We start from the raw sequence: 17,476 nt of genomic DNA on the forward strand, positions 1-17,476 counted from the left end.
AGCAAGTTCAACTAAGCGATGATGCTTAATTATTCTTCAAACTCTTCCTTTAAAATACTAATTACTTCCTGAATGGTTTCTTCTTCTAAATCTGTCCTAGAAACCAAGTCTTTTAAATCATAGTCTAACACACTTTTTGCAGTGTCTAGTCCTATTTTTTTGAATTCGTCAATAATCCATCCTTCAATTTCATCACTAAATTCAGTTAACTCTACATCTTCTTCAGCACCTTCTCTTAACACGTCAATTTCGTATCCTGTTAATTGACCTGCGAGTCTGATATTGTGTCCTCCACGACCTATTGCTTTGCTTACTTCTTCAGGTCGTAAAATGACTTCAGCACGTTTTGTTTCTTCATTTAATTTAACTGAAGTTACCCGCGCCGGGCTCAATGCTCGTGTTATGAATAAATTGATGTTCGTTGTATAATTAATTACATCAATATTTTCATTTCCTAACTCGCGAACGATACCGTGGATACGAGATCCCTTCATACCTACACAAGCACCAACTGGGTCAATGCGATCGTCATAACTGTCTACGGCAACTTTTGCCTTCTCTCCAGGAATACGAACTACTTTTTTAACCGTAATTAGACCATCATAAACTTCTGGAATTTCTTGTTCAAAGAGCTTCTCTAAAAAGACTGGATTTGCACGAGACATTATGATTGAAGGCTTATTTCCTTTAAGCTCAACACTTTCAATAATTCCACGAACGTTATCGCCTTTTCTAAAGAAATCTGAAGGAATTTGTTTGTCTTTCGGCAATATAATTTCGTTTCCCTCGTCGTCTAACAAAATTACTGCACGGTGACGAATGTGGTGCACTTCCGCCGTATAAATTTCACCTTCTAAGTCTTTAAATTGCTTATAGATAATGGTGTTATCGTGCTCGTGTATTTTTGAAATTAGGTTTTGGCGCAATGCTAAAATACTACGTCTACCTAAGTCTATTAGTTTTACTTCTTCAGATACATCTTCACCAACTTCAAAATCGTCTTCAATTTTTCGGGCTTCAGTCAATGATATTTCCTCGTTAGGATCTTCTACTTCATCATCTGCAACTACCACACGGTTTCTCCAAATTTCTAAATCTCCTTTGTCTGGGTTTACAATAATATCAAAGTTGTCGTCGCTTCCGTATTTCTTTTTAAGGGCATTTCTAAAAACATCCTCAAGTATCGCCATTAACGTTACTCTATCAATTTGTTTATCGTCCTTAAATTCTGAAAATGAATCAATTAACGCTAAATTTTCCATATCATTTTAATTAAATGTTACCATAACTTTTGCTTTAATAATTTCTTTATAGGGCAGCACTACTTTTTTTTGGACAGTCACTTTACCTTTGCCTACTGGTTTTGGTTCTCTTGATTTCCACTCTAGCGTTACTGCTTCGTTGGTAGTTTGGGTTATTTTGCCTTCAATTGTTTCCCCTTTATCTGTGGTCACGTTCAAAGTTCTACCTACATTTTTTTTGAACTGTCGAGGAAGTGTTAATGGCTCAGAAACCCCTGCACTCATTACTTCGAGACTAAAATCTTCTTCCTCTCTATCTAGGTTGTGCTCAACAGCACGGCTCATTTTAATACAGTCTTCAACCGTAATACCATGATCTCCGTCTAATACCACTGCAATCTTATTGTCTGCTGAAATCACAAGATCTATTAAAAATAAATCAGGATGTTCTGTCAACGCATCATTCACAAGTTGTGTTACTTTTTCTCGCATTCCTTTATAGTTATGAAAAGAGGGGACGCTATGTCCCCTCTTTTCTTCGTCACAAATTCGCTGCAAATATACTATATTATTTGGTTTTAAAAAAAAGAAGTATAACTGTCTAAATTTTTGTAACTTGATTATTGATTAATTATTCGTCTACAAATCAATTTTTGATGAATTACAAATTATCTAATTGACAAACAATCTTATACTAAACAAAACTTATGAAACGTATTCTTGTACCCACAGATTTTTCGACACAAGCAGAAAATGCACTGAAAGTTGCTGCTGAAATTGCAACAAAACACGATTGTGAAATCTATTTATTACACTCTTTGGATATGCCATCGCAGATTAGAGGAGTACAAAATGCGAGCGCTATGACAGAGTCAATTTATTTTATAAAACTGGCTGAAAGAAATTTTGAGGAACTTCTTGAAAAAGAATATTTAGGGCCAATTGATGTTCATGAAGCCATAGGACATGCAGAGATATATAATGATATTAATGAGGCCGTTGATGCTAAGAAAATTGATCTTATTGTTATGGGATCACATGGCGCAAGTGGTTTTAAAGAATTATTTATAGGTAGTAATACTGAAAAAGTAGTAAGAACCGCAAAGGTACCGGTACTTGTCATCAAAAATGATCACAGCCAATTAGAAATAAATGATTTTGTGTTTGCAACCGATTTTAGCGAAGAAAGCCGATGGAGTTTGCGCGAGGCTCAAAAATTTGCTAAGGTAGTGGGCGCCAAAATGCATTTGCTATACGTAAATACTCCAGCAGGGTTTAAAACTACTGAGGATGCAAATGAACTTATGGAAAACTTTGTTCGAGGAATAGGTGCTGAAAATTCCACACTAAACATTCATAATGCTTTTAGTGTTGAAAAAGGAATTTTACATTTTGCAAAAATGAAAAATGCGCAATTGGTCGGTATGAGCACACACGGGAGAAAAGGACTCGCACATTTCTTTAATGGAAGTATTAGTGAAGATCTAGTTAATCATGCCAATATGCCAGTAATTACATTTAGGATGCAAAATTAGAAAACACTTATTATTAGTGTCCTCTAACTTCAGATATGTTTTTCTTTTAGTGTTCTTTATGGGATTATTCTACGGTACAATTACCAAACAGAATAGGAATGTGTTTTTAGAAGAATCAAAGGTTATAACGACTATGATTAAGACAGTAGTTCCTGAATCTAAAGTGATTAAAATTATTATTTCAAAAGGGGAGATCATTGGAAATTGCAATGGCGATTTAAAATAATTTTGCTAAAATTTGAAAGAATAGCTACCAAGAAAGAGATTACAAATAGTTCTTTTCAGGAGAACTAATCTCCTTGAATAAGTAAGTCTAAAGTTTATGGAAGTACTTTGGCTCCCTCATTTGTAGATGAATTTGATTAAGACCTTAATTGGTTATTAAAAAATTGAAGAACCTGCAATGCACTGCGTGTTGTTAATATTGACAAGAATAATGGATCTATATATACAAGGTTATTATTGGAGGATAGTATTGAGAAATTAGCTTGATAATAGTTAGCTATAGATTTTTCTTACCTTGATGGTTATTTCATTTTTATTGTGTTTAGATCTTTAAACTTTAGGTCGTAAATGTAAAATAATAAATGCAAGCAGATTCAATGAGGAGAGATGAAACTGTTTAAATATTGATAATTGGAGCGGGACCATCTTGAGCTGTTGCTTCGTCATACATTCACAATAAAGGCTTTAAGGTAAAAGTAATAGAAAAAAGTAGATTTCCAAGGTTTGTGGTGGGTGAAAATTTGTTGCTAGATACTGCATTTAAGGGCCTCAGTCTTTTTCATTCGTTGGGAAATGGTTTGGAAGAAAGCACAAAAAAACTCGTAAGCATTGAGCTTACGAGCTTATATTGTTGTCCTACTAGGACTCGAACCTAGAACGACGGTACCAAAAACCGATGTGTTACCATTACACCATAGGACAAAATTCGTATTATAATTAACGAAAATTTCTTAAACAATCATTTTTATCTAAGAGGATGCAAATTTAGTACAAATTGTAACCCCCACAAATTATTTTGTTTAAAAAATAGCATAAAATTTATTTTTCAGTAAAATATGTGACCATACCGCACGTTAGCTTCATTTAGACTTTACAGTACATTAAATATTAGTAAATTCGCCACTACAAAAAAAACACGCATCTATGGGGTCATTTTCCTTTACAAAATGGAATAAAATATTGGGCTGGTTTGTCTTCGCAATTGCATTGCTAACCTATTGGTTAACAGTAGAGCCTACCGCCAGCTTTTGGGATGCTGGAGAATATATAACCACTGCGAGTAATCTCGAAGTGGGTCATCCACCTGGAGCGCCATTGTACCAATTAATGGGGGCGTTTTTCTCGATTTTCGCAATGGATCCTACCAATATTGCCTTGACCATTAACTTAATGAGTGTATTTGCAAGTGCATTTACGGTACTCTTTATGTTTTGGTCGCTCACAATTTTATTAACCAATATTGTGAAAAAGAATGACGAACTCACTCAAAATAATCAAGTCGCTATTTTAGGAAGTGCGGCAGTTGCCTCATTAGCTTTTGGGTTTACAGATAGTTTTTGGTACAGTGCGGTAGAGGCAGAGGTATATGCTATGGCAGCCTTTATAATGAGTGTGCTGTTTTATAGTGCACTGCGTTGGGAACGAGAAATGAATACACCACGCGGTGATCGTTGGGTAATTATAATCGCATTTTTAGTAGGACTCTCTTTTGGAGTTCACTTTATGGGCTTATTGACTATTCCAGCTATCGGGTTTTTATATTTCTTTAAAAATTACAAAACAGTCACTATAAAAAACTTCATCATTGCAAATCTTGTAACCGTGGCAATTTTGTTATTTATTTTTAAGCTGCTGCTGCCAATGACATTGCGCTTTTTTAGTGCTTCGGAAATTTTCTTCGTGAATACGATGAGTCTTCCGTTTAACTCTGGAACAATCATCGCATTGTTCGTTTTTATTGGGGTATTCTACTTCGGTTTAAAGTATACCAGAAAGCAAAGCTATATTCAGTTTAATACCATTTTGCTTTGTATACTTTTTATATTTATAGGGTTTTCCAGTTGGTTTATGTTACCAGTTAGGGCAAATGCAGGTACGGTTATAAACGAAAATAACCCTAACAACGCACGTGAATTACTTGCCTATTATAATAGAGAACAATACCCAGAGACACATTTGTTTTACGGTCCACAGTTTAGTGAAGATTATTCAGGTCTCGATGAAAACAAGCCTTTTCTAGACGATAAACCAAAGTATGAAAAGGATCTAAAAACAAAAAAATACGTCATTGTAAATGATGTAAAAAATGCAAAACAAAATTTTGACGATGCCCATAAATCGTTACTTCCTAGAATGTGGAGTATTGAACACAGCGCTAATTATATTGAATTAACAGGGCCGCTTGAGTTTACAATTAGACCAGAATATAGTAGAGAAAAATTATTAATTGATGAGGTTAGTAAATTTAAGCAAGCCTATAATGAAGGACTTGTGGATAGTGAAGATTACCACAAATTTTTGAAACAATTTGGTGATTATTTGATTATCGAAAAACCATCATTTATTACCAATATGAAATTCATGTTTGAGTATCAGTTTGGATATATGTATTGGCGTTATTTTATGTGGAATTTTACAGGAAAACAAGATGATGTTCAAGGTAGGTATGACAACTTGCATGGTAACTGGATTAGTGGGATCCCCTTTGTAGATCAATTTTTAACGGGTCCACAGGAAAATTTACCCAGCGATGCGCTCCTTAACAAAGGAAGGAATACGTATTTTTTCCTTCCCTTATTAATAGGGATCTTAGGAGTGCTATTTCACGCAAAATATGATAAGAAAAGTTTTTGGGTGTTGTTGGTCTTTTTCCTTTTTACAGGATTGGCCTTAAAAGTATATTTAAATGAAAGACCCTTCGAGCCGCGGGAACGTGACTATGCATTGGTAGGTTCATTTTATGTTTTTGCCATGTGGATTGGTTATGGGGTCTACGCACTCTATGATATTGTTAAAGGATATATAAAACCCAGCCTGGCACTGCCAGTTGTATTGGCAATAACAACCTTAGCCGGTCCTGTTTTGCTAGCCTCACAAAACTGGGACGACCACGATAGATCAAACCGTTATACAGCGCAGTCTATGGCAAGAATGTACTTAGACAGTATTGAGAAAAATGGAATCATCTTTACCATTGGAGATAACGACACGTTCGCGCTCTGGTACTTGCAAAATATTGAAGGATATCGAAGAGATGTACGCGTCATTAATACAGCGCTTTTTGCGACAGACTGGTATATTGATGATATGAAAAAGAAAGCGTTTGAAAGCGATCCAATTCCGTCTCAATTATCACACGATAAGTATAAATATGGAACGAACGACTATGTGATCTACAATCCCACAAAAAAAGATACAGTAGATATCAAAACGTGGATGAATTGGATTGCAAATGATAGTGAAGTCACTAAGTTTACGATACCTAGAAGTGGGCAAACAGTAAATACATTTCCGTCAAAAACAGTTCGAATTACTGTGGATAAAGCTGCTGTTCTAGCAAATGGCGTTGTACAACAAAAAGACGCTGATAAAATTGTGCCGTATATTGATATGACGATAGGGGATGATATTATTTATAAAAATAGATTGTTGATGTTGGATATAATTGCTAATAATGATTGGAAACGTCCTATCTATTTTAGTGGTGGAAGTTTTGGTGATGATGATTATTTATGGATGAAAGATTATCTTCAGATGGATGGCGTTGTTTATAAATTGGTGCCTATTAAAACAAAACAAGACAAAGACAATCCATTTGATATGGGACGCGTAGATGCAGATTTGACCTATGATATTGTTCAAAAATGGGATTGGGGTAATAGTGGTGATCCGGACATCTACCACGATATCGAAACACGCCGCAATGGATTAACCTATCGCAGCAATTTAGCACGATTGGCTGAAGCCCTAATCAACGAAGATAAATTAGATAAAGCTGAAAACATCTTAGATTTAGCTATGGAGAAGATGCCAGTAGATAAATTTGAATTCTACTCACTTTTAGACTCTTATATTTTAGGGTATTATGAAATAAGTAAGCCTGAAAAAGGGAGAGAGATCTACGAGCAGTTGACTATTATTTATCAAGAGAAGTTGCTCTATTTTAGCAGTATGAAAACCAAAGATCAAATAGATTTAAGAAGAGAAATCTATACAGATATGGAGCGTTACCGAAACATTGTAAACATCATTGTAGAAAAAGACAGCAAGGAAATGGCTGAAAAAGAGGCGGCTACATTTAATGGATACATTAAGTTATTCCCTTATTTATATGCTCCTGATGAAGGTATTGATCTAAAAAATGAACCTGACCGTGAATTTGACATGGGCATCCCTTTAGATTCTACGTTATTGCAATTAATTCAAGAAGTTGCACCAGAAAGCGACGCAATAGAAGAGCCAAACCAGTAGCAAATTAGAAAACAGTGGTCATAGTCCCAAGCATCATTCAAAAAATATATGCAAAGCGACTGTGGTCCTTTCCTGAAACCGAAAATAAAGTATACCTTACTTTTGATGATGGTCCAATACCCGAAGTTACTCCTTGGGTGCTTTCGCATTTAAAGCGATACAAGGCAAAAGCAACTTTTTTCTGTATTGGGGAGAATATAAAAAAATATCCCGAAATCTATTCTCAGATTTTAAAAGAAGGCCACGCCGTAGGCAACCATACCTATAATCACCTCAATGGTTGGAAAACTTCAACTCAAGTATATATAGAAAATATAGAGAAATGTAATGCAGTATTCAGTCCCAATAGCCATCAGGATGAGAATTTAAAAGAGCAATCAACAATTAGCAATCAGCAATCTAAAATCAACAATATCTTCCGTCCGCCGTATGGTAAAATGACCTCTAAACAGGCTAGAATAGTTTTAGAAAAAGACTATAAAATAGTTATGTGGAGTATTTTAAGTAAAGATTACAAGACTACAATTTCTAAAGAAAAATGCCTTCTTAATGTATTAAATAATTTAAAACCTGGAAGTATTGTTGTTTTCCACGATAGCTTAAAAGCTGCAGAAAATTTAAAATTTGTGTTGCCGAAAATTTTGGAATATATCAAAATGAATAATTGGCAATGTGTTTCAATTCCAACAGGAATGAATGAGCACCTTATTTCGTAAAACATTGATTTTGGGATTTAATGTATCACCCCACATATTCTTTTACCAACCCAATAAGTGTATTAGCATCTTGCTCGCCACTTTGGCGCCATTTCATTTCACCACTCTTATAAATCATTAAAGTAGGAAGACCCTTTACTCTTAATGCTTCAGCGAGTTCTTCGTTTTTTTCAACATCAATTTTTATGACACGAGCTTTATCGCCTAATGCCGCAGCTACATCGCGTAAAACTGGGTGCATCATTTCGCTGGCTTCATCCTTTTCAGTATAAAAATCCAAAAGAACGGGGACGTTGGTTTCAATTAATTCTCCAAACTTTGACATAACACGTCTATTTAATTTGTGATATTCTAATACAAATATAACACTTTGAATGTAATATAGTGCATTAGCTAGAAACCACCTTTTTCTTTAGGGTTATAACAGTGATTTCTGGCCAGATTCCAATTCTTCCTGGGTAGCCTAAAAAGCCAAAACCACGATTTACATTTATATACCTTCCAAATTCTTCATAGACTCCAGCCCAATTTTCATAACGGTATTTTACAGGACTCCATTTAAACCATCCAGGGATTTCGATGCCAAACTGCATTCCGTGCGTATGGCCACTCAAGGTTAATTGAATATTCTTAGGATCTTCCTTCACTTGGCTTTGCCAATGCGAAGGATCGTGGCTCATTAATATTTTAAAGTCTTCTTTTGTAAGGTTTTCGCATGCCTTCTCTAAATCACCAGCTTTTTTAAAACCACCTGCACCCCAGTTTTCTACGCCAATTAATTTTATGGTTTGGCCATCTCTTTCAAATGTTCGATTTTCATTAAGGAGGAGTTGCCACCCCATTTGCTTTTGAGTGTTTTTCAATGTGTCTAGGTTGGCTTCTTTTTCGGCATTAGAATTCCAAGAAACATAATCTCCATAATCGTGATTTCCTAAGACTGAAAACACCCCGTCTTTCGCCCTAAAACTTCCAAAGACCTCTTTCCAATCGTTCATTTCTGAAGCCAGATTATTTACTAAATCACCTGTAAAAAGGATGAGGTCACTTTCTTGGTTGTTCACAAGATCTACCGCGTATTTTACTTTTTCGGCATTGTCAAAACTTCCGCTGTGTACATCGCTTATTTGTGTGAGTGTGTAGCCATCAAAAGCCTCGGGTAAATCTTCAAATTCGAGTATGTGTTTTAATACTTTGTAGTTGTATTTTCCTTTAATCATTCCGTAAAGCAAACCAGCAAATGGGACCGCAGCAACGCTCAAAGCGATTGTACTCACAAATTTTCTTCGTGAGGGCAGGTAAAAACCTTCGTCTCCGCCACCAATAGCTGAAAAAAGTCCAACAAATAAGCGCACGATATCCTCGCCAAACATAACAATTACAAGTATAAAAAGCTTGGGGACAAAAAGCATCAAAAAGGCCCCAAAATAATACATAGCAGTTGGAGAGGTCCTTGCTGTGCCGGTGTATAGTGTATAGATGACCAATCCCAAAATAAGGAGAGAGCTTAAGAAATAGAAACTATAAATTATCGGGTTTTTAGTGACAGTTCTAACTGCTTGAAAAGCATAGACGTCTACTAAAAGATAAATAACAATAGGAATGAGCCAACGCAACATAGATAGGATTTTTTATGGCTTAAAGATAATTCAATTCTAAAAGGTCGCCTTAGAAATTTAAAACCGAATTTTGATTTTGAATAAGTAATAATATTTTTCACCTACCCTCGAGGGCTTGTCCCGTTGTAGGACGGGAGGAGTTTGTTCGGAGTGTTTCCCATTGAATTTAGGCTAAATAAAGAGTATCTAAACTTTGGATTTGAAACCTTTTAGTATCTTTAAAAATCTGTTATTCAATCTAACCAATGCGAAACCTTTTTTTATTTGCAATAGCATCCATTTTGCTGCAATGCGACACACCTAATACAAAAGGTGCTGCGTTAAATAACAATACACCTTTAACGTCCTATGTAAACACATTTATAGGTACAGGAGGTCATGGGCATACCTATCCTGGTGCAACCTTGCCCTTTGGGATGGTACAATTAAGTCCTGATACGCGTTTAGATGGCTGGGATGGTTGTAGTGGCTATCATTATAGCGATACTGTTATATATGGTTTTTCTCATACCCATCTAAGTGGAACTGGCGTTAGCGACTACGGCGATATCCTGCTAATGCCCACCAATAAAATTATATTTAATAATGGAGCAGATGGAACCGAAGGTTATAGTTCTAAATTTTCTCATACTACTGAAAAAGCTTCCCCAGGATATTATAAAGTTCATTTAGACGACACTAATATTGATGTGGAATTAACAGTTACTGAAAGAGCTGGAATGCAGAAATACCAATTTCCTTCAGCTGAAAATCAAATTGCGATTATTGATTTACTGCATCGAGACAAAGTGTTGGATGCCAGCATAGAAATTATCTCAAACACCGAAATTCAAGGATATCGATTTAGTGAAGCGTGGGCTTCAGACCAACGGGTGTACTTCCATATTAAAACTTCTCATCCTTTTAACGATAGGTTACAGTCTCCTCCAGTTCAAGGAATGGCTGGTGGAAGAAAAGTGGCTTTGCAATTTATCAATCCTAACAACGAACCTGTTTATATTTCAGTAGGGATCTCTGCGGTAGATGAGGTCGGAGCAAAAAATAATCGCGAAATTGAGATTGGGGATAAGTCTTTTAATGCTTTGAGAAACCAAGCCACGTTGGCTTGGGAGCATCAATTAGGAAAAATTTTGGTAGAAGATTCTAATAAAGAAACTCTATACAATTTCTATACGTCATTATACCATACCATGATTGCTCCAAATCTATATCAAGATGTGGATGGGCGGTATCGAGGGATGGATTTAAAAATACATGAAGCGAAAGATTTTGACTACTACACGGTTTTTTCTCTTTGGGATACCTATCGTGCGGCACATCCTTTGTACACCATTATAGAGCAAGACCGCACCAATGATTTTATTAAAACTATGCTTGCAAAATATGAGGAAGGCGGTATCATTCCTATCTGGGATCTAAGTGGAAATTATACCGGTTGTATGATTGGATATCACGGAGTTTCTGTAATTGCAGACGCTTATTTAAAAGGGATCAGAGGCTATGATACTGAAAAAGCATTTCAAGCTATTAAGCATAGCGCAATGCAAGATAAACTAGGGTTGAAAGCATATAAGGAAACTGGTTTTATTCCGGTTGAAGAAGAAAGCGAAAGTGTTTCCAAAACATTAGAATATGCTTACGATGACTGGACGATAGCACAAATGGCAAAAGCAATGAATAAAACTGAAGACCATACATTATTTTCAGAGAGAGCTCAGTTTTACAAGAATCTTTTTAATCCTAAAACGGGCTTTATGCAGGGTAGATTTAACAACACTTGGTTCGGCCCTTTTGATCCGTACGAGGTGAACTTTAATTATACCGAGGCAAATGCTTGGCAATACAGTGTGTATGTTCCGCAGGATATTTCTGGCTTAATGAGGCTTATGGGAGGTAAAGAAAAATTGAAAAAACATTTAGACAATCTCTTTGCAGCGAAGCAAGAAACATCAGGTCGTAATCAAGCAGATATTACCGGTTTAATTGGTCAATATGCCCACGGTAATGAACCCAGCCATCATATGGCATATTTATATAACTTCATAAATGAACCCGCTAAAACACAAAAACTCATACGTCAAATACTAACTACGTTATATCAAAATAAACCAGACGGAATAAGTGGTAATGAGGACTGCGGGCAGATGAGCGCTTGGTATGTCTTTAGTTCTTTAGGGTTTTACCCTGTAACTCCAGGAAGCAATAATTATATCATTGGATCACCTTTGTTTGAAAAAGCCACGATTAATTTAGAAAGCGGTAAAAGTTTTACTGTGGAAGCAAAAAACGTTTCTGAAAAGAATTTTTATATCAAATCGGTTTCGTTAAACGGAAATAAATTAAATCGCACGTTTATTAAACACGACGAAATAATGAATGGCGGAACATTGCTTTTTGAAATGACTCATCAGCCTAGTAAATGGGGTACAAAAGATTCAGAAATTCCTGTGACCGAAATAACTGAAAATATGATATTGCTACCCCCATTTATTTCAAAAGGGGACATTGCATTCAAGGAAACGACTGAAATCAACGTAATGACTTCAGAAAAAGAGGCGGCAATTTTTGTGAGTTTAAACGATTCAGAATTTAAAAAATATGAAAGACCTTTTAAAATCTCCGAAGCAACAACGCTGAAAACCTATTCTCAACGCGGGGATCAAAAAAGTAAAGTGTTGACCACCCAATTTTATAAAACTGATAAAAACCTCAGTCTAACCCTAGAAACCAAATATGATAATGCCTACAGCGCTAGTGGTAAAAATGCACTAATAGACGGTATTCGTGGGAGTAAAGATTTTAGGACTGGTGCTTGGCAGGGCTATTGGGGCAAAGATGTAATTGCTACCATAGATAGGAGTAAACCAAGTCTTGTGAGAACTATCTCAGTTAATTTTCTAGAGGATCAAGGCAGTTGGATTTTTTTTCCTAAAAACGTAAAAGTCTATGTTGCGGGAGCAGATAAAAAATTTAGACTATCAAGAACACGAGAGATCGATGCAGGAATTAATAATGACGAACCAGGTCTAAAAACAATGTCTTTTGTAATCAATAAACGGAATATTCAATATATAAAAATAGTAGCTGAAACTTATGGAAAATTACCTCCTTGGCATTTAGGAGCACCTGATGGTGATGCGTGGATTTTTGTAGATGAAATTTCTATTGAATAATGAATCCCCCTATCTCCGAAGGGGTTTATTAAAATAAACCTTCGCTTTTAGAGCGTAAATTATAAACGAATGAAAAGAAGAATATTTATACAACGTGCAGCACTTGGTAGTGTTGGAGTTTCAGTTGGAGCAGCAATACTTGCTTGTGCGGAAACTAAGAAAGAGAATACAGCAGCTATTGTAGCTAAAGGAAATGGAAAAATTGCTTTACCTGTCGTCATAGCAACCTGGGATGTGAAAAGAGCTACTGAGAAAGCCTGGAAGTCGTTACAAGAAGGAAAATCTGCATTGGACGCTATTATTGATGGTTGCGGGGTAGAAGAAGCAAATGCTGAAGGACAATCTGTGGGAATAGGTGGATTGCCAGATCGGGAGGGTCGTGTTACGTTAGACGCTTGCGTGATGAACGAAAACGGTGACTATGGAGCAGTGGTTTGCATGGAGCATATTAAACATCCTATAGCAGTTGCAAAAAAGGTAATGGAAGAAACGCCACACGTGCTTTTAGCAGCCGTTGGAGCTGAAGAGTTTGCTGTTTCAAAAGGATTTAAGCGTGAAAATTTATTAACAGATGCGTCTAGAAAAGCTTGGGAGGAGTGGAAAAAAACTTCAAAATATAAACCCATCATCAATATAGAAAATCACGATACTATAGGAATGCTTGCCGTGGATAAAAATGGGAATATATCTGGTGGCTGCACAACGAGCGGTCTTGCTTATAAAATGTCAGGCCGGGTTGGAGATTCAGCTATTATTGGCGCAGGATTGTTTGTTGATAATGAAATAGGAGCTGCCACCGCTACTGGTTTAGGCGAAGAAGTATTAAAAACAGTGGGTAGTTTTTTAATTGTTGAACTAATGCGTCAAGGAAAAACACCTCAAGAAGCCTGCGAAGAAGCCGTAAAAAGAGTCATTAACAAATCACCGAATTTTGAAGATTTTCAAGTGGGTTATATTGCGGTAAATAAAAAAGGTGAAACAGGTGCTTACTCCATTCACGAAGGTTTTATGACGACCACTTACCAAGGGGGTCGAAATGAAGCGGTCCATCCAGATTTCTACAATAAAAAATAAAAGCAATACAATACAGTACTATGAATCAATCAAAAAAGAGTTACACTATCGCTTTTATTATTGTTACAACCTTATTTTTTCTTTGGGGTTTTATTACCGTATTGGTGGATAGTTTAATCCCAAGGTTAAAGGATGTATTTGAACTTTCAAATTTTCAGGCTGTATTAGTTCAGTTAGCTTTTTTTGGTGCCTTTTTTGTTTTTTCAGTTCCTGCGGGTTGGATATTGTCTAAAATTGGGTATCAAAAAGGCATCGTATTAGGCTTAGGTGTGATGGCTTTAGGTTGCGTTTTATTTTCTCCTGCCGCAAGCGAACGTGTTTTTGCTGTCTTTATACTAGGTTATTTTACTTTGGCTGCTGGTATTACAATTCTACAAGTAGCAGCAAATCCTTATGTTGCCGTTTTAGGAAGCGAAGAAGGTTCTTCAAGCCGTCTTAATCTTGCCCAAGCATTCAACTCTGTAGGTACAACTATAGCACCAATTGTTGGGGCGTCATTTTTATTAAGTGATACCATAATGTCTTCTGATGCTATTACAAAGTTATCAGAATCAGAACAAAAGGAATATTTCTTTGCGGAAGCTGCTGCCGTCTCTTCCCCGTTTTTAATACTGGCTGCTTGCATTGCATTTTTAGCGCTTATTTTCATTTTTATAAAACTTCCTAAAATTTTAAAAAAAAGCCCAAAGGATGGTTATTTACAATTGCTTAACAACAAGCTTGTAATGATGGGTGTAGTTGGTATATTTCTCTATGTAGGTGCTGAAGTTGCAATAGGAAGTTTTTTAGTGTTGTATTTTTTAGATATGAATTTGGCAACGCTGATTGTAGAAAATCAATTTATGAATACTATTTCAACTAATATGCTTGGTCGAAGCTTAATTGAGGTAGATGCAAAAGCAATTGTGGGGTCTTTTGTGTTTTTGTATTGGGGCGGAGCTATGGCTGGGAGATTTATAGGAGCCGTATTGACCAGAATTATTGAGCCAGGTAAAGTTCTAGCCATTTTTGCGTCACTTGCTATTCTTATGCTTGTAGTTTCTATGACTACTAATGGTCTTGTTGCAATGTGGACAATTTTAGCAGTAGGGTTGTTTAACTCCATTATGTTTCCTACGATATTTACGTTAACTATTGAGGGGCAAGGCGATTTGAAACCGCTGGTTTCTGGGATGTTATGTACGGCAATTGTGGGGGGAGCTATTATCCCGCTATTATACGGCGTGTTAATAGACAACGTAGGTTTTAAAACTGCGTTATTACTAGTTATTCTATGTTATGGGTACATTCTCTATTTTGGGCATATTAAATCTAAGAACGGAGCCTTTAGTAAATAAGGCGCCCCCCTGTTAGAGCATAATATTATATTTTGCTTATTAAATTTTTTATAGATTTGTTGGTATAAGTAGACCAGTGGTCAAGGATGTTGATAATTTTATTTGTATTTTTTTTATTCTTTATCTAAGTCTAAAAATGTGACCTGGAAAAACTTTAATAAAGGAGGTTAATCGTTACAAAGTCTTCTTTTTTTAATTAAAAAAAGAAGCTTAATAATTCTAGAAGTATAATTCTAAATCAGGAGGCCTAAAAATTTAAAAATTGGCTTTCAAAGTAGTGAAATAGAGGTGGTCTAAATGCATCATTTGCCAATAGGAAACTACAATTCTAAGTTTAAAATTTACTTTTTCTTTTCAAGAATAAAGGCGCCGCCAAACTCTTCTTGAATCTCCATAAGTGCACGATCTGCTTCCAGTCTTGTAGCAAAATTACCAGCCCATACTTTATAGTTAGGAGTTTCATATTCGATAGAAGCTGGCCAAGTACTATAAGCTGCCCTATAATTCCTTATAATGCTGTTTGCTTTGTTAAGTTCTCCATAATATAATTGAATGGTATACCCGTCACTCAATTTGTTTTCCTTCTCAAGGTCTTTTTTTAACATTAAGAATTCATTGATTTTTGAATCGGCACTAATAGTCACGGTTCCCGATTGTGCTTTTAGCGTTTGAGAGAAAGCCAATAGCAAAATACTGACTGTAAATAGGTTGAATATAAGTTTGTTTTCCATAATAAGAAGATGATTATGCAAATGTACAAGAGTTTAACTTTTTGAATACAAAATTATTATTTAGAATAATTATAAATTAGCTGTTAACGCTTTAATTAGAGAAAAAAAATGGACTTTATGTACTACTTTTGCAACCTTATTTAGGGCATCATTTAACCGAAAATTTTAGTTCAATTTACAACTAATTACATGCCAAATTTATAATGTATAGTATCTATTCAATATGCAAAAGGTAAATTTTAATAAACTGCGCTTCATTTTGTCTCTAGTATTGTTAGCGTTTTTGCTTACTTGCTCAACAACCATTTTTTCTCAAACTGAGACAGCAACTCCAGCGGCTATGGTTGAAGGTGGGGCTGACGCTGAAGCAGGAAAAGCGCTTTTCAAGGCTAATTGTGCAGCCTGTCATAAGTTAGATAAGAAAGCGACTGGGCCAATGTTAAGAAATGTGGCAGAGAAGTACGAAAAAGAATGGCTTTACAAATGGATAAAAAATAGCACAGCTTTAATTGCGAGTGGAGATTCACAAGCGAATGCAATCTACGAAGAGTATAACAAATCTGTAATGCAATCTTTCCCAGGTTTGAGTAATGGGGACATTGATAACATTTTAGCCTATACAAGTTTGCCAAAAGTGGTGGCAGCAGTTCCAGTTAGTGCGGTAGTAGCTGCTGGAGGCGGAGGAAGCGGTGGTGGTGTTTCAAATAATATTATTTTGGGCGCCCTAGGTTTAGTGTTTTTATTGTTAGTGACAATGCTATTGTTGGTAACAAAAACTTTAAAGCGAATTGCAACTGTAAACGGGGTTGTTTACGAAGAGAAAGAAAAAGGGACTCCAATCTGGAAGCGAATCGTAGAAAATCAATTCTTAATGTTGGTTTCTTCAGTCTTCCTTTTGTTAACAGCGGCTTATTTTATGTATGGTTTCTTTATGCAGGTAGGTTTAGATCAAGGCTATGCGCCTGTTCAACCAATCCATTATTCGCATAGAATCCACGCTGGAAGTAATGAAATAGATTGTAACTACTGTCATTCATCTGCTAGAAAGAGTAAGCATTCTGGTATTCCATCACTTAATGTATGTATGAATTGTCATAAAAATATTGGTGAGGTTTCTGAAGATGTGTATGCTGAAGGAATTGAAGAATATGGTATAGATTATAATAAAGAAATTCAAAAACTATACACGGCAGTGGGTTGGGATGAAGAAAATCAGAAATATACTGGCGAGGAAGAACCTGTGAAATGGGTTCGCATACATAATTTACCTGATTTTGCGTATTTTAATCACTCACAACACGTTACTGTTGCTGGTATTGATTGTCAAAAATGCCACGGTCCTGTAGAGGAAATGGAAATCATGTATCAATACTCTCCATTAACAATGGGGTGGTGTATTAACTGTCACCGAGAGACCAACATTAATGTTGAAGGAAACGAATATTATGAAAAAATTCACGAAGAGCTATCCAAGAAGTATGGAGTTGAGCAGTTAACAGCTGCGCAAATGGGTGGTTTAGAATGTGGTAAGTGTCACTATTAATAAGTGATTTTTAAAAATTAAGAAAACTAAAAGT

Annotated in this window: 13 protein-coding genes and 1 tRNA gene; 8 read left to right on the top strand and 6 right to left on the bottom strand. The window is 35.9% G+C overall.

The window, feature by feature from the left end; all coding sequences use genetic code 11:
* Nucleotides 1-29: 29 nt before the first annotated feature.
* Together nusA and rimP are read right to left on the bottom strand one after the other, a co-directional pair.
* Nucleotides 30-1,262 carry a transcription termination factor NusA gene (gene nusA / locus ABXT67_RS06955; RefSeq protein WP_415376547.1) on the bottom strand — a complete coding sequence of 411 codons (1,233 nt, stop codon included), beginning with the start codon at nt 1,260-1,262 and terminating at the stop codon, nt 30-32.
* A 6-nt stretch (nt 1,263-1,268) separates the two neighbouring features.
* Nucleotides 1,269-1,733: a ribosome assembly cofactor RimP gene (gene rimP / locus ABXT67_RS06960; protein WP_415376953.1), complete on the bottom strand. Its 465-nt coding sequence runs from the start codon at nt 1,731-1,733 to the stop codon at nt 1,269-1,271.
* Between the two features lie 215 nt (nt 1,734-1,948).
* Between rimP and ABXT67_RS06965 the strand changes: the two genes are divergently transcribed.
* Both ABXT67_RS06965 and ABXT67_RS06970 read left to right on the top strand, forming a co-directional pair.
* Complete coding sequence (locus ABXT67_RS06965; protein WP_415376548.1) at nt 1,949-2,776, top strand: universal stress protein; 828 nt, start codon at nt 1,949-1,951, stop codon at nt 2,774-2,776.
* 58 nt (nt 2,777-2,834) lie between these two features.
* Nucleotides 2,835-3,002, top strand: coding sequence for a hypothetical protein (locus tag ABXT67_RS06970; protein WP_415376549.1), 168 nt, complete (start codon nt 2,835-2,837; stop codon nt 3,000-3,002).
* Nucleotides 3,003-3,632: 630 nt separating this feature from the next.
* Here ABXT67_RS06970 and ABXT67_RS06975 read toward each other — a convergent pair.
* Nucleotides 3,633-3,703, bottom strand: a tRNA-Gln gene (locus ABXT67_RS06975).
* A gap of 222 nt (nt 3,704-3,925) precedes the next feature.
* Here ABXT67_RS06975 and ABXT67_RS06980 point away from each other — a divergent pair.
* Nucleotides 3,926-7,252 carry a protein O-mannosyl-transferase family gene (locus ABXT67_RS06980; protein WP_415376550.1) on the top strand — a complete coding sequence of 1,109 codons (3,327 nt, stop codon included), beginning with the start codon at nt 3,926-3,928 and terminating at the stop codon, nt 7,250-7,252.
* Between the two features lie 14 nt (nt 7,253-7,266).
* Nucleotides 7,267-7,968, top strand: a complete 702-nt coding sequence (locus ABXT67_RS06985) for a polysaccharide deacetylase family protein (RefSeq protein WP_415376551.1) — start codon at nt 7,267-7,269, stop codon at nt 7,966-7,968.
* A gap of 25 nt (nt 7,969-7,993) precedes the next feature.
* Here ABXT67_RS06985 and ABXT67_RS06990 read toward each other — a convergent pair whose 3' ends face one another.
* A complete protein-coding gene (locus tag ABXT67_RS06990; protein WP_415376552.1) occupies nt 7,994-8,293 on the bottom strand; it encodes a thioredoxin family protein in 300 nt (99 codons plus the stop codon).
* Between the two features lie 64 nt (nt 8,294-8,357).
* On the bottom strand, nt 8,358-9,584 hold the full coding sequence (locus tag ABXT67_RS06995; RefSeq protein WP_415376553.1) for a metallophosphoesterase: 1,227 nt from the start codon (nt 9,582-9,584) through the stop codon (nt 8,358-8,360).
* Between the two features lie 245 nt (nt 9,585-9,829).
* Between ABXT67_RS06995 and ABXT67_RS07000 the strand changes: the two genes are divergently transcribed.
* The 3 genes from ABXT67_RS07000 to ABXT67_RS07010 all read left to right on the top strand — a co-directional run bounded on the left by ABXT67_RS07000 (nt 9,830) and on the right by ABXT67_RS07010 (nt 15,168).
* The gene (locus tag ABXT67_RS07000; RefSeq protein WP_415376554.1) at nt 9,830-12,757 is read left to right on the top strand and encodes a GH92 family glycosyl hydrolase; all 2,928 of its coding nucleotides are present in this window, start codon (nt 9,830-9,832) and stop codon (nt 12,755-12,757) included.
* Between the two features lie 69 nt (nt 12,758-12,826).
* The gene (locus ABXT67_RS07005; protein ID WP_415376555.1) at nt 12,827-13,831 is read left to right on the top strand and encodes a N(4)-(beta-N-acetylglucosaminyl)-L-asparaginase; all 1,005 of its coding nucleotides are present in this window, start codon (nt 12,827-12,829) and stop codon (nt 13,829-13,831) included.
* A 20-nt stretch (nt 13,832-13,851) separates the two neighbouring features.
* Nucleotides 13,852-15,168, top strand: coding sequence for a sugar MFS transporter (locus ABXT67_RS07010; protein ID WP_415376556.1), 1,317 nt, complete (start codon nt 13,852-13,854; stop codon nt 15,166-15,168).
* 341 nt (nt 15,169-15,509) lie between these two features.
* On the opposite strand, the gene ABXT67_RS07015 is transcribed toward ABXT67_RS07010, so the two are convergent.
* Nucleotides 15,510-15,899 (bottom strand): SPOR domain-containing protein, encoded by a 390-nt coding sequence (locus ABXT67_RS07015; protein ID WP_415376557.1) that lies wholly within the window; start codon nt 15,897-15,899, stop codon nt 15,510-15,512.
* Between the two features lie 223 nt (nt 15,900-16,122).
* Between ABXT67_RS07015 and ABXT67_RS07020 the strand changes: the two genes are divergently transcribed.
* On the top strand, nt 16,123-17,442 hold the full coding sequence (locus ABXT67_RS07020; protein WP_415376558.1) for a c-type cytochrome: 1,320 nt from the start codon (nt 16,123-16,125) through the stop codon (nt 17,440-17,442).
* Nucleotides 17,443-17,476 lie beyond the last annotated feature (34 nt).

The organism is Patiriisocius sp. Uisw_017 (assembly GCF_047731265.1).
In the GTDB taxonomy this organism is placed as follows: domain Bacteria; phylum Bacteroidota; class Bacteroidia; order Flavobacteriales; family Flavobacteriaceae; genus Patiriisocius.